Raw genomic sequence first — 12500 nt, forward strand, 5'->3', positions numbered from 1 at the left:
AGTCTCGGTTGGGGGATGGCGGCACAGGCGGGAGAGTGGTCGGTCGGCGTGCTGGCGATGCGCGGCGATGCGGCGACCGCGCGTGACTGGCAGCCGCTGATCGACAGCCTCAACGGCAGTGTCGGCGGTGAGCGCTTCCGCCTGCAGCCGCTCGATCTGGCGCAGATGCGCGAAGCGGTCAATCGGGGCAGCGTGCAGTTCGTGGTCACTAATCCGGCGCAGTTCGTGCAGTTGAACAGCCGCTATCATCTGCGCTGGCTGGCATCGTTGCGCGCCGCCAACGGCGATCGGGCAACGGGCAACATCATCGGCAGCGTGATTCTGGTGCGGCGCGACAGCGGCATCACGACGCCGCAGGCGCTGATGGGCAAAACGGTGGGCGCCATCGATCCGCAGGCCTTCGGCGGCTATCTGACCGGCTATAAGGCGCTCAGCGATGCCGGTATGCGGCCCGATCGCGATTTCCACCTGCGCTTTACCGGTTTCCCTGCCGATGCCCTGCTCTATCTGTTGCGCGAGCGCGCCATTCAGGCCGCCATCGTCCCCGTCTGCCTGCTGGAGAAAATGGATCGAGAAGGCCTGATCAACCCGGCGGATTTTCGCCCGCTGTTGCAACGGCCCACATCGGTTCCCTGCGTCAGCAGCACGCCACTTTACCCCAACTGGTCGTTCGCCGCCCTGCCCGGCCTGGATAACTCACTGGTGGATGCGGTGGCAAGAGCCTTGCTGACCGCACCTCCGCAGTCTCCCTTTCAATGGGGCGCACCGGTCTCGACCAGCGAGGTGGAAGCCTTGCTGCGCGCCGTCAATCAACACCCGGAACAGCGGCGGCTGTGGCTGGATATCAAGAGCTGGCTGATCCAGCATCAGACGGCCGTCGGCCTGTCGCTGGCGGTGCTGGCGCTGTTGATCGTCAACCATATCTGGATCGCGCTGCTGGTACGCCGGCGCGGGCGGCAGTTGCTCCATGCCGGAGAGCAACTGCAGCGGCAGGAGCAGGCGCTGGAGAACGCCAGGCAGCTGAACGTGCTGGGGGAAATGGCCTCCGGCTTCGCGCACGAGCTCAATCAACCGTTGGCGGCTATTCGCCTTTATGCGCAGGGATGCCTGATCCAACTGCGCAAAACGGACGCCGGGCATCCGCTGTTGGGTCCGCTGGAAAATATCGACCGACAGGCGCAGCGCGGCGGCGAGACGATTCATAACCTGCGCCAGTGGGTGCAGCCCACCGCTGAGGCGATAGACCAAACACGCTGGCGACCCGCGGCGGTAAGCGAAACCGCCGAGCGGGTGTGGACGCTGCTGCGCCTGACGCAGCGCTATCCCGACCTGAAACTGTTCAACAACGTGGCGCCTTCGCTGACGCTAACCCTGCCGCCGGCGCTGCTGGAACAGTTGCTGGCGAACCTGCTGCTGAATGCGGCGCAGGCCGGAGCCAACGCCGTCTGGCTTTCCGCCGTCCAGAGCGAACGGGCGATCGAGTTGCATCTGCAGGACAACGCGGGCGGCATGACAACGGCCGGGCTGGAACAGGCTTTTCGCCCCTTCAACACCACCAAAGCCGGCGGCATGGGGCTGGGGTTAGCCATTTGCCGGCGCCTGGCCCGCTACGGCGGCGGCGAAATCCGCCTGGCTAACCGCCCCGCCCCCGACAGCCGCAATGGGCTGTGCATAACGCTGCATTTCATATTGAACGATGAGGAAAACCATGTCGCTAATTCATCTGGTGGACGATGACGCCGCCGTCACCGACGCCTGCCATTTTTTGCTGACCAGCCTCGGCCACGACGTGCAGTGCTGGAATGACAGCGCCGACTTTTTGGCGCGGGCCGACCTGTTTCAGACCGGGATCGTCTTGCTGGACATGCGGATGCCGAAACTCGATGGGCACCAGGCCTACGCTGAGCTGCGCCGCCGCAGCAGCACGCTGGCGGTGGTGTTCCTGTCCGGCCATGGCGACGTGCCGATGGCGGTGGAGCAGATGAAGTACGGCGCGGTGGATTTCCTGCAAAAACCGATCGCCGCAGAACCGCTGATCGCCGCCCTCGAACGGGCACAGCAGGTCTCGGCCAAAGCCCAGCAGCGCCATGAAACTTGCGGCCGCTACCGCACGCTCACGCCGAAAGAACGCGACATCGCGCAGCTGGTGGTGCGGGGCATGATGAATCGGGAAATGGCGGAGCGGCTGAATATCGCCCTGCGCACCGTAGAGGTTCACCGGGCAAAAGTGATGGAGAAAATGCAGGCCGCCAGCCTGGCGGAATTGGTGATTCAGCTGCAGGCTCTACCGCCCACGCCCCGGGAGTGAATGCATAAAGCCCTCATCAAGCTAACGTCCCGTATTCCTCTTTCCTTGATTGACACAGCGCGATCCAGGCAATATATTTATTAGAAATATTAATGAATTACGGTGAGATCACCTTTTCTCAACCAACAGGCTATCAGCATTCTCCGCAAAACCCAGCGTAGCGCTCTCGCCTTCAGGAACCCCGTGAGGGAAAGAAGGGGCGTTGCCTTGAATGAAGAGAAATGATGGCCATGCAACATGGCTCGAGCATCATTACGCCACTATCTGGCCATCCGGTTAACGTTTTAAATAAGTACGGATTATGAATAACAGAAGAATACGGACTAAATAAGGAATAAAAATGCAAGGAAATCTCAAGCTCTATGGCCTTTTTGTTGGCCTGACGGTGACCATTATGATCACCTGCGACACGTTGGTTTATAAGGTCTTTGATATCTATGGTTTTAAAATAACGGCAAGCGGCATTGTATTCTCCTTGTGTTTCTTGATATCCACATTGCTGACTGAGGTTTATGGCTATAAATTGTCGGTAAGAGCAATATGGATCATGGTGTTCTGCCAAAGTTTATATGTCATAATACTTAATCTCTCAGCCGTTATTCAGCCAGAAAACAACGATATCGCCACACACTATTATTCTTTATACCATGAATTCTGGCGAGTCATGATAGGCACCTGGGTGTCCGTTCCGGTCGCTTATTTCGTCAATGGTTTTATTATTTCAAAGATGAAGATTATCTTCTCCGGCAAATACTTCTTTATCCGATATATTGTTGGCTCCATGTCTACACAGGCCGCCCTGTTGCTGACAGCCTATCCGATCAGTCTTTCAGGAAAATACACCTTCATGGAGTTGGTTAATATCATAAGCACGACGTGGTCTTATAAAGTTGTCGTCTCTATTGTATTACTGCCGCTCGCCATCGCCTTAGTCGAGTGGGTGAAGAAGATAGAAAACACCGATCATTATGATTGGGGCACCTCATACAATCCATTTAAGTAATATCAACAGGGTCTCGCATGAAAGTAATTCAGATTAGCGACATACATATTATGCCTAATGAAAACGCGCTGGCTTCGAAGCATCTTGCTAATTTCGACAGGGCCATTGACTTCATTAATGCCAATGCCGATAAAATCAATGCCGACTTAATCATTGTGACGGGTGACATCTCTCATGATGGCGATATCCCCTCTTATGAGCGCTTCTTTAAGATAATGAACCGCACTTCCTTACCTTTCTATTTTTTCCCAGGCAACCACGACAACAAAAAGAACCTGGACGATGCAGCCCGTAAGCAGGGTGGCAGCTACGATATAAACTCGTTTGAAGATGACGAATGGCGCATGCTCAGCATCGACTCGGTGGTTGATAATGAAGATTTCGGCAGAATCTCGACGCAATCGCTCGACACGCTTGAAAAAGCCATCGTCGCAAGTGACAATAAAAAGGTCGCCGTCTTCTTGCATCATCACCCTATTCCGGTAGGCACCCCGATTGTTGATAGCTGTATGTTAAACAATGCCGAGGAGTTTTTGAGCCTCTGCCAACGATTAAACGTTAAGTTTATCGGCTCAGGCCATGCACATACGCTATTCCAAAGAAAGCTGGGGGAAACCTTAGTCTCTGTTTCCCCAGCGATTTGTTCGCAATGGAAGAACGGCACAAGCGCTGTCAGCAGCATAGACAATTCGGCCTTCAGCGTGATTACGTTCGATGAGCATATTCACGTCGAACCCTGGTTTATTTAATCAACGTCAGTATTGTTTTTTTAGATCTGTCGCTTTTCTTAGCATTTTTCAATGAGGCAGAGAGTGCTCTGCCTTCCTTTACCCCGGCATAGAAGGCTATTTTCGTCGCATCCAAGGACTCGGTTTTGTCGACAAGATCGCGATCCCTTAGAAAATCCGCCCCTGATATTGATATCGAGTCAACATCGTTTTTCAACGTCCACATACAGTTTCGTTTCTCTTCATGAATCGACAGTTTGGCCGAGGCGATTTTTATTTTAGATTCGGTCTCGGCGATAAAAGCGATATCTTTCGGGTTAACATGCCTGAGAAAATCGCCCTCGATGAGTTGCCCCCAGTTTTTTTTCACGAAAGTATGGGTGCCAAACTCTTTGAAAAGCCAATATCCATCCGCCGTTCGGATCACACTACGATCTAACGTATAGAGGTAACTGGGAGAGTATATTTTTCTTAACCTTCTCATTATGTTAAATAAGTCCATTTATTTCAGCCTCTTTATCGTTTTCAATAGAACACCGACGATCGCATAATCGCTATAGGACTTCACACTGCTATCTGAATCTAATGAGATGTTTGTAAACAACAAGTCGCCGTCGGAAACAAAAACTCGCCTTAAGCATATTGGGTAATTTTTCAGCTTAACCAGGACGATATCGCCATCGCAAAATGGCTCCTTGAGCGAGATCACACAATACGTTCCACGGTCTAATTCAGGCGACAGTGAATTATTCGTTATCTCTACCACAAACAGCGAATCGTCCGTCATGTCATCGACTTCTGTCGTATAGGTATCTGCCGTTCTGATCGTGTTGGCCAGAAAACGTTCTACATCGCTGTAGCTAATGAGCGGAAGCGATCTCACATTGTGTTTGGCCTCTCCCGTGACGCTTAAATCCTTGTCAGTCAGCTCCCCTACTTTTACGCTGAAAAATTCACCAATGGACGCAAGCGTAGAGATCGTGGGATTCCCCACGCCTTTCCTCAGATTATTGATCGTGGCAATACCTATCCCTGTTTCGCTGCTCAACCGACTGGCGTCAATCCCGTGCATGCGCATGAGGTAAGTAAGGTTTTCACCTATCATTTTCAATGACATACCATTTTCTTCTGATATTTTAATGTTGTTTGGTTGCATTATAATGTTTTAAACCTATACTTTAGTGTCATTAAAGTGAATTAAAAACATTAAACCACTTCTAGGGTGGCTATGACAATGACTCGGGGCCTTTTGTATACGAAATATAAATATAATACATTGTAATATAATAATTTTATTGTAAATCACCGGTCTTGCCGAACATGACTGGCTGCCTTTTAAATGATTCAATTTACTTATAAAAATGCTGTCTGCACAGGCTAACTCATATGCCCGTTCATCAAACATCAGAGGCGCTTTACAACGCCCGGGATATCTTCATCGCATTCACGCCATAGCCGACGCGGGAGAAACCCAAAATGCTAAACATTAACCCCGCAGCAATTTAACGCACAGAAGCCAACCTGGAGAGCAAACCGCATCCCGGTTCGATAATTTTAAAGGAAATGAGATGAGTGCTTTATTCATCGCTCTTCGAGCGACCATTGGCCAATACTCGGGATTTTTCTCTGTCAGAACGCGAAGAAGCTGCGTCAGCGCCCGTAGCGCCGAGTTCCGGCGCATACCTGCATTGATCGATATTATGCCAAGAACGGCGACCAGAAAGGTGGCGTCGGGCCCCCAACACCAGGGAGCCCCCAGCCCGACGCCACCGCCTTACATACTGATTAGTAAGGGAGAAAAATGTAGGTTGCGGAGGATAATCGTGCCCTTTGAATATTCACGCACGAAGTGAGCGAGGAAAATGCAGACCACTGGCCAGACGTAAAGAAAAGATTCAGTGGCAGGCTTGGCAGCCCGCTGCGCAAGTAAGAATAAACGCCTTATGCAAAATTGCGCCCCCCTCTTGCCAACCCGCCTTCCTCAGGCCAGAATACTGTACATTAAATCAGTGTTTACAGGTGAGTCATGTTTGTAGAATTAGTGTACGACAAGCGCAACGTCGCTGGGCTACCCAACGCCGCCGAGATTATTCGCAACGAGCTGGAAAAACGCGTGCATGTGCTGTTCCCGGAGGCGGAGGTGCGCGTGAAGCCGATGCAGGCCAACGGCCTGAACTCCGACGCCAGCAAAAGCGATCGTGAGAAGCTGAACCGAATGTTGGAAGAGATGTTCGAAGAAGCGGATCAGTGGCTGGTCACTGATATTTGAACCCTGTCTGATAGCCGGACTCGCCCACCGGCTATATTTCCGCCAGTATATGCAAACGTTCAGCCCTTGGCTAATGGGATTGACGCGGTGCCTCCCCCATCCGATTATCGGTTGGTTAATGTTAATATCGATGCTATTCGAAGCGCACACTGCTGCAGTGTGCACTTTTCTAGCGCACCAATACCATAACAAAAAGCCCCAGCATCGCTGCTGGGGCCTCTGTCATGGTGCCGGCTACCGGAATCGAACTGGTGACCTACTGATTACAAGTCAGTTGCTCTACCTACTGAGCTAAGCCGGCTGAATTTGGCGGAAGGACAGAGATTCGAACTCTGGGAGCTGTTACACTCGACGGTTTTCAAGACCGTTGCCTTAAACCACTCGGCCATCCTTCCAATGGGCGCTGATATTAGCGATACCGTTATGAAATGTCTATCGTTTTGATGCAAAAAAATGGCACAACCGGTGCAGTTGCCTAAACTTCAGGCCTTAAACGCTTAAAAAATGAAAAGCCCCGCGCAAGCGAGGCTTTTTTGGTCGGCCGAAACGCGATTATTTCGGCTGAGAATCGTAGTCTGAACAGGTTTGATAGCCCTTGTTCATGACATGGCCCGTGTCGTTGTAGCTGACAAAGTAGGTTTGCACCTTGCCGTCGCGCGGCGCCACCGCATAGGTGTCGCAGGTGCCCTGCGCATGAACCAGTGTGGCAGTGGTTGACGGTGGACCCGCGATAGCCCGCACCTGCTGCTTGGTCATCCCTACTTTGACATCGCTGACCACCGGCTCATTGACATAGCTGGCTGCGCGATCATAGGTGGTACAACCGGCAAGAATGGAGAATACCGCCGCAGTGCCGACGGCCAAAACCAACTTCTTCGTCATAGCTTGTCCTCTTGGAGTGCATTTGTTGTTCCCTAAGTCTAGAAGCGGGAAGGCTTTTCTACAAATTCCCCTTTGTCGATCGGTGCGCTTTTGCTCTCAAAAGGCCATCGCAGCATCCCATCAGATTCAAAAACCGAAATCGCTCAGGGCCGGGACATCGTCCGGGCGCCGGCCGAGCGGCCAATGAAAACGCCGATCCTGTTCGCGGATCGGCATGTCGTTGATGCAGGCGTGACGGTTGATCATCAGCCCCTCCTGATTGAACTCCCAGTTCTCATTGCCGAAGCTGCGATACCAGTTGCCGGAATCGTCGCGCCATTCATAGGCAAAACGCACCGCGATGCGCGCGCCGTCAAACGCCCACAGCTCCTTAATCAGCCGATACTCCAGTTCTTTCGCCCACTTGCGTTGCAAAAAGCCGACCACCGCCGCGCGCCCATCGACAAATTCCGCGCGGTTACGCCAGTGGGTATCGAGGGAATACACCTGCGATACACGTTCGGGATCGCGGCTATTCCAGGCATCCTCCGCCAGCCGCACCTTCTCGATAGCGGATTCGCGGGTAAAAGGCGGCAATGGGGGTTTAATGCTCATGTTTATCTCCTAAGTGAAGGCGTGTAGACAACTCTGTCTACATCATTACGCTAGCGCATGTAGACAGAGTTGTCTACAATCACTCGGAAATAGCCAGGGAGAAAATGATGACCGCCGATCTCAACGCCTTACCCGCCCGCCAGCGTATCCTGCTGACGGCGCACGATCTGTTTTATCAAGAAGGGATCCGCGCCACCGGCATCGATCGCATCATAAAAGAATCGGGCGTGACCAAGGTGACCTTCTATCGCCACTTTCCCAGCAAGAATGATTTAATTACGGCGTTTTTGACCTATCGCCATCAGCAGTGGCTCACCTGGTTCAGCACATCGCTGGCCCATCATGTGGCGCAAACCGGTGGGCTGCTGCCGGCGTTGGCGCCCTGCCTGGCGGAGTGGTTCGACGAACCGCGCTTTCGCGGCTGCGCATTTATCAATACGGCGGTGGAAATCGCCGATCTGCTGCCGGAAAGCCTGCACATCGCCAGCCGGCATAAGCGGCAAATGGCGGAGGAACTGGCACGTCACCTGCCCGCCGGCCCACGGCGGGAACAGCAGGCAGCAATGCTGGCGATGCTGATCGACGGCGCCATCGTCAGAGTGCAGATAGAGCGGCAACCGCAGGCGGCGCTGCAGGTGCTGAATGCCGCTCTGGCGTTGCTGGCACAAGGCGGGTTCGATCAGTAATTGGCCCAGATGCCCGGCGTCACCAGTTCTAACAGGTGGGCGTCGGGATCGCGAAAATAAATACTCTCCCCGCCGTGTTCCCAGCGCATCCGCCCCTCAATCTCCACGCCGTTGGCCGTCAGATGCCGTTCCCAGTGTGGCAGTTGCGCTTTCGCCACCGCCAGCCCGATATGCGCCGGCCCCACGCCATCGTGCGCAGGTATAAACCCGGTAGGATAGTGCGCCCCGCGCAGCGAGTCGCCCTCGATAAACAGCAACAGTACGCTTCGATCGCCGACGTTATAGGCGCGAAACCGTTCGTTAGCGACCATCGCCGGCAGTTTCAGCACCTCCCGGTAAAAAGCGTCCGCGCGTTCAATATCGCTGACGTACAGCACCGTTTCGATCACCTTGTCGATCTTGAGTTCCATATCATCCCCCTCTTTTTCTGTACTGACAGCGTAGGCTTAGAGGAGGAAAACCACGGTACTTCCCGTGCCGATAGCGGATCAATCCGTGCTTTTTTACCGGCTTACAGGCAAAAAAAACGCGGCCCGAAGGCCGCGCGATGACGTTCACACTGAGGTGCTTAGAACTGGTAAACCAGGCCCACGGCAACCACGTTGTCGGTGTTGATACCGGCAGCGTCGGTGAAGTCGTTGTTGTCCACCAGGTTGATTTTGTAATCAACATAGGTGGACATGTTTTTGTTGAAGAAGTAGGTCGCACCCAGGTCGACGAATTTGACCAGATCTTGATCGCCGTAGTCCTTGCCGTTGCCGGCGCGGCCCAGGTCTTTACCTTTGGTCTGGTTATAACCCACGAACGGACGCAGACCGAAGTCGAACTGGTAGTGCGCGTAGGCTTCGAAGCTCTGCGCCTTGTTGGCGTAGCCATAAACGCTGCTGTCAGAACTACCGAAACGCGCCGCATTGTAGGACTGGGTGAACATCACCGCCAGGTAGACGTCGTTGGCGTCATATTTCAGACCGCCGGAGTACCCTTCGGCCTTGTCGCCGCGACCCATGATGTTCTGATGACCGTTACCGCCGTTCTGCTCGCTGGTACGACGCGAGTTGAAGAAGGCACCTGCGGCGCTGATGCCGTAGCCCATGTCATAGCTCATGGACATACCGTAGCCTTCGCCGTTTTGACCCAGAACGTCACGACCGTTGTTGGTCTCTTCGCCGTTGCCGTTTTTACCCTGGTACTGCAGGGCGAAGTTCAGGCCGTCAACCAGACCGAAGAAGTCGTTGTTACGGTAGGTCGCCAGGCCGCTGGAGCGCTGGAACATGAACTGGTCGGCGCCGTAGGTCATACCGTCGAACTCAGGCTGCAAGTCGGTATACGCCGCGACGTCGTACAGCACGCCGGTGTTACGGCCGTAGTCGAAGGAGCCATAGTCGCCGAATTTCAGACCGGCGAAGCCGTAACGGGTGAAGTTCTTGTTGTCCTGGCTTTCAGCGTGATTCAGGTTCGCCTGATATTCCCACTGGCCGTAACCGGTCAGCTGATCGCTGATTTGCGTTTCGCCGCGCAGGCCAAAACGCATATAAGACTGATCGCCGTCCACGCCGTTGTTGCTGGAGAAATAGTGAAGACCGTCGACTTTACCGTACAAATCCAGTTTATTACCGTCTTTGTTGTAGATTTCCGCCGCGCCTGCTGTGCCTGCAACCAGCAGTGCGGGTACCATCAGAGAGAGTACTCGAAGTTTCATCGTTATTATCCTCGTTAATTATGTCGAGCTACGGCCACTGCCCTTTTCGAGCATTATTAGCACGACTGTGCATTACCATTCTGGTAACAAGGGTTATATTAATCCAGAAAGAAAATGATACCAAGTATCCGATAGTGTTTCAGTGTAATTAATAAAGGTTTCCAAATGTAAATACGCGCGAACTTTCACAAAACATTACAGACAAACAAAATAAAGCACTTAAAGACAAAGAATAGATTAATTGATAAAAAAATCATGTAGTTATACATATCTTTAAGAAAAAAAAGCCAACCATACAATTGAGCCAGACAATAAGCACATTGTGCCAAAACGCCGTCCGCACGCAGCCGCTATAATCACCTCGCTATCATCATTATTTTCATTATTACCTTCATTATCCGAGATCCGAGGATAATTTCTGCACTCCTTTAACCGGCTTCTGGCCGGTTTTTTATTTTTCTCCATACTCTCCTCACAATTCCGACTCGTACAAATAGCACGCAAATAAATAACCTAATGATATAGTTTCATTAATTTACTTTCGCACTAATTGCTAATCTTTTCCCTTATTTTAGTCTACAAATTGAAATTACTTTTCATTTCGTGCTTTATCCCATCGATTATTTCCCGCCGCAGGCACAATTAGCCGCAGAGTTTCAATTCTGATAACCTGGAAAAAGTGCACCTCCAGCGAGTAAAATTCATGATGCCCTTTCAACCCGACGTGCTGTGGCGGCGGCTACAAACCTCCCCCTTCCGCGCTCGCTTCCGTTTAAATGCCAAAGACCAGACTTATCTCGACGGCAAGGGATTGCCGCTGATACTCAGCCATGCCCGCGATTTTATCGACCGCCGCCTGGCCGCCGCCCATCCTAAGAATGACGGCAAGCAAACACCGATGCGCGGCCACCCGGTGTTCGTCGCCCAGCATGCCACCGCCACCTGCTGCCGCAGCTGTCTGGAAAAGTGGCACGGCATACCGCAAGGTGTCACACTGAACGAGCAGCAAAAGGAGTATATTGTCCAAGCTATCGCGCTGTGGCTGGTGCGCAGAGGCGGTGCCAGGGACATGTCAGGCGCGAATATTTTCGATCCGGATCGCGGATTGTGATAAAAACTGTCAGTAACTTTCACCATTCTTTTGACCCAAGATCCTGACGCTTACATGACAGCTACCTTGTGCAATGAACAGCAAACGCCCGGCATTCCTCAACAGATCGCCACCCGTCTGGCCTTTTTCGTCGCCGGTCTCGGCATGGCCGCCTGGGCGCCGCTGGTCCCCTTCGCCAAAGCGCGCATCGGTATCGATGACGGTTCGCTCGGCCTGTTGCTGCTCTGTATCGGCGCCGGCTCCATGCTGGCGATGCCGCTGACCGGTTTCCTGACCGGCAAACTGGGCTGCCGCGCAGTGATCCTGATGGCGGGTCTGGGATTGTGTATTGATCTGCCGCTGTTGGCACTGATGGATTCCCTCGGCGGCATGGCCGTGGCGCTGCTGCTATTCGGTGCGGCAATCGGCATGATCGACGTAGCGATGAACGTTCAGGCGGTGATCGTCGAACGCGCCAGCGGCAAGGCGATGATGTCCGGCTTTCACGGTTTCTTCAGCATCGGCGGTATTGCCGGCGCCGGCGGCGTCAGCGCGTTGCTGTGGTTGGGGCTGACACCGCTGCAATCCACCCTGCTCACCGTGCTGGCGGTGATAGTCCTGCTGGCGCTTGCCAGCCGCCATCTGCTGCGTGAGAGCGGCGCCGACGACGGCGGGCCGATGTTCGTCTTGCCGCGCGGTTGGGTGATGTTCATCGGCATTCTGTGCTTTATCATGTTTCTGGCGGAAGGATCGATGCTCGACTGGAGCGCGCTGTTCCTCACCACGTTGCGCGGTGTCGAACACAGCCAGGCCGGTCTGGGCTATGCGCTGTTTTCCATCACCATGACGCTCGGCCGCCTCAATGGCGATCGGGTGGTGAACTCGCTGGGCCGCTACCGGGTGCTGCTGCTGGGCAGCCTGTGTGCCGCTTTCGGCCTGGGTCTGGCCATCGCCTTCAATCACGCCACCGTTTCGCTGGCCGGTTTCATGTTGGTCGGCCTGGGCGCCTCGAACGTCGTGCCGATCCTGTTCAGCGCCGCAGGCAACCAGCGCGACATGCCGGCCAATTTAGCGATCGCTTCCGTCACCACCGTCGGCTATGCCGGTATTCTGGCCGGCCCGGCGCTGATCGGCTTCATCGCTCAGTTTTCCAACCTGACGGTGGCCTTCGCCTGCATAGCCGCTCTGCTGTTGGCGGTGACCGCCAGCGCCAGGGCCGTCACTCGCTGATTCAGGAATGC

General features: G+C 53.7%; 14 protein-coding genes and 2 tRNA genes. 8 read left to right on the plus strand and 8 right to left on the minus strand.

What is annotated here, in order from left to right; all coding sequences use genetic code 11:
- The first annotated feature begins 15 nt into the window (after positions 1 to 15).
- The 4 genes from ttrS (at position 16) to GUC32_RS16845 (ending at position 4060) form a co-directional block, all read left to right on the plus strand.
- The gene (gene ttrS / locus GUC32_RS16830) at positions 16 to 1737 is read left to right on the plus strand and encodes a tetrathionate respiration histidine kinase TtrS (protein WP_245393397.1); all 1722 of its coding nucleotides are present in this window, start codon (positions 16 to 18) and stop codon (positions 1735 to 1737) included.
- Positions 1709 to 2308: a tetrathionate respiration response regulator TtrR gene (ttrR, locus tag GUC32_RS16835; RefSeq protein ID WP_025303624.1), complete on the plus strand. Its 600-nt coding sequence runs from the start codon at positions 1709 to 1711 to the stop codon at positions 2306 to 2308. Before ttrS ends, ttrR begins: the two co-directional genes overlap by 29 nt.
- Before the next feature lie 340 nt (positions 2309 to 2648).
- Positions 2649 to 3311, plus strand: a complete 663-nt coding sequence (locus GUC32_RS16840) for a VUT family protein (protein ID WP_025303625.1) — start codon at positions 2649 to 2651, stop codon at positions 3309 to 3311.
- A 17-nt stretch (positions 3312 to 3328) separates the two neighbouring features.
- A complete protein-coding gene (locus GUC32_RS16845) occupies positions 3329 to 4060 on the plus strand; it encodes a metallophosphoesterase (protein ID WP_369435343.1) in 732 nt (243 codons plus the stop codon).
- Here GUC32_RS16845 and GUC32_RS16850 read toward each other — a convergent pair.
- Entirely contained in the window at positions 4053 to 4541 is a 489-nt protein-coding gene (locus GUC32_RS16850; protein ID WP_043136490.1) for a hypothetical protein, read from the minus strand. The two genes, GUC32_RS16845 and GUC32_RS16850, sit on opposite strands and share 8 nt — an antisense overlap.
- Positions 4542 to 5195 carry a helix-turn-helix domain-containing protein gene (locus GUC32_RS16855; protein WP_043136493.1) on the minus strand — a complete coding sequence of 218 codons (654 nt, stop codon included), beginning with the start codon at positions 5193 to 5195 and terminating at the stop codon, positions 4542 to 4544. It lies immediately after the preceding gene.
- A gap of 870 nt (positions 5196 to 6065) precedes the next feature.
- Between GUC32_RS16855 and GUC32_RS16860 the strand changes: the two genes are divergently transcribed.
- A complete protein-coding gene (locus GUC32_RS16860; protein ID WP_025303629.1) occupies positions 6066 to 6308 on the plus strand; it encodes a DinI family protein in 243 nt (80 codons plus the stop codon).
- A gap of 225 nt (positions 6309 to 6533) precedes the next feature.
- Here GUC32_RS16860 and GUC32_RS16865 read toward each other — a convergent pair.
- The 4 genes from GUC32_RS16865 to GUC32_RS16880 all read right to left on the minus strand — a co-directional run bounded on the left by GUC32_RS16865 (position 6534) and on the right by GUC32_RS16880 (position 7784).
- Positions 6534 to 6609 (minus strand) — tRNA-Thr (locus GUC32_RS16865).
- 6 nt (positions 6610 to 6615) lie between these two features.
- A tRNA-Ser gene (locus GUC32_RS16870) sits at positions 6616 to 6703 on the minus strand.
- A gap of 157 nt (positions 6704 to 6860) precedes the next feature.
- Positions 6861 to 7190, minus strand: a complete 330-nt coding sequence (gene osmE / locus GUC32_RS16875) for an osmotically-inducible lipoprotein OsmE (protein WP_025303630.1) — start codon at positions 7188 to 7190, stop codon at positions 6861 to 6863.
- A 126-nt stretch (positions 7191 to 7316) separates the two neighbouring features.
- Positions 7317 to 7784 carry a nuclear transport factor 2 family protein gene (locus GUC32_RS16880; RefSeq protein ID WP_025303631.1) on the minus strand — a complete coding sequence of 156 codons (468 nt, stop codon included), beginning with the start codon at positions 7782 to 7784 and terminating at the stop codon, positions 7317 to 7319.
- Positions 7785 to 7891: 107 nt separating this feature from the next.
- Between GUC32_RS16880 and GUC32_RS16885 the strand changes: the two genes are divergently transcribed.
- Positions 7892 to 8470, plus strand: a complete 579-nt coding sequence (locus GUC32_RS16885; protein WP_049207296.1) for a TetR/AcrR family transcriptional regulator — start codon at positions 7892 to 7894, stop codon at positions 8468 to 8470.
- Here GUC32_RS16885 and GUC32_RS16890 read toward each other — a convergent pair.
- Together GUC32_RS16890 and ompC are read right to left on the minus strand one after the other, a co-directional pair.
- Positions 8464 to 8880 carry a VOC family protein gene (locus GUC32_RS16890; protein ID WP_025303633.1) on the minus strand — a complete coding sequence of 139 codons (417 nt, stop codon included), beginning with the start codon at positions 8878 to 8880 and terminating at the stop codon, positions 8464 to 8466. The genes GUC32_RS16885 and GUC32_RS16890 overlap by 7 nt on opposite strands.
- Positions 8881 to 9038: 158 nt before the next feature.
- Positions 9039 to 10169 carry a porin OmpC gene (gene ompC / locus GUC32_RS16895; protein WP_025303634.1) on the minus strand — a complete coding sequence of 377 codons (1131 nt, stop codon included), beginning with the start codon at positions 10167 to 10169 and terminating at the stop codon, positions 9039 to 9041.
- Positions 10170 to 10872: 703 nt separating this feature from the next.
- Between ompC and GUC32_RS16900 the strand changes: the two genes are divergently transcribed.
- Both GUC32_RS16900 and GUC32_RS16905 read left to right on the plus strand, forming a co-directional pair.
- Positions 10873 to 11280 (plus strand): DUF4186 domain-containing protein, encoded by a 408-nt coding sequence (locus GUC32_RS16900; protein WP_089180481.1) that lies wholly within the window; start codon positions 10873 to 10875, stop codon positions 11278 to 11280.
- Between the two features lie 54 nt (positions 11281 to 11334).
- Positions 11335 to 12489 carry an MFS transporter gene (locus tag GUC32_RS16905; protein ID WP_369435344.1) on the plus strand — a complete coding sequence of 385 codons (1155 nt, stop codon included), beginning with the start codon at positions 11335 to 11337 and terminating at the stop codon, positions 12487 to 12489.
- Positions 12490 to 12500: the final 11 nt, after the last annotated feature.

The organism is Serratia sp. NGAS9 (assembly GCF_009905295.1).
Taxonomy (GTDB): domain Bacteria; phylum Pseudomonadota; class Gammaproteobacteria; order Enterobacterales; family Enterobacteriaceae; genus Serratia; species Serratia bockelmannii.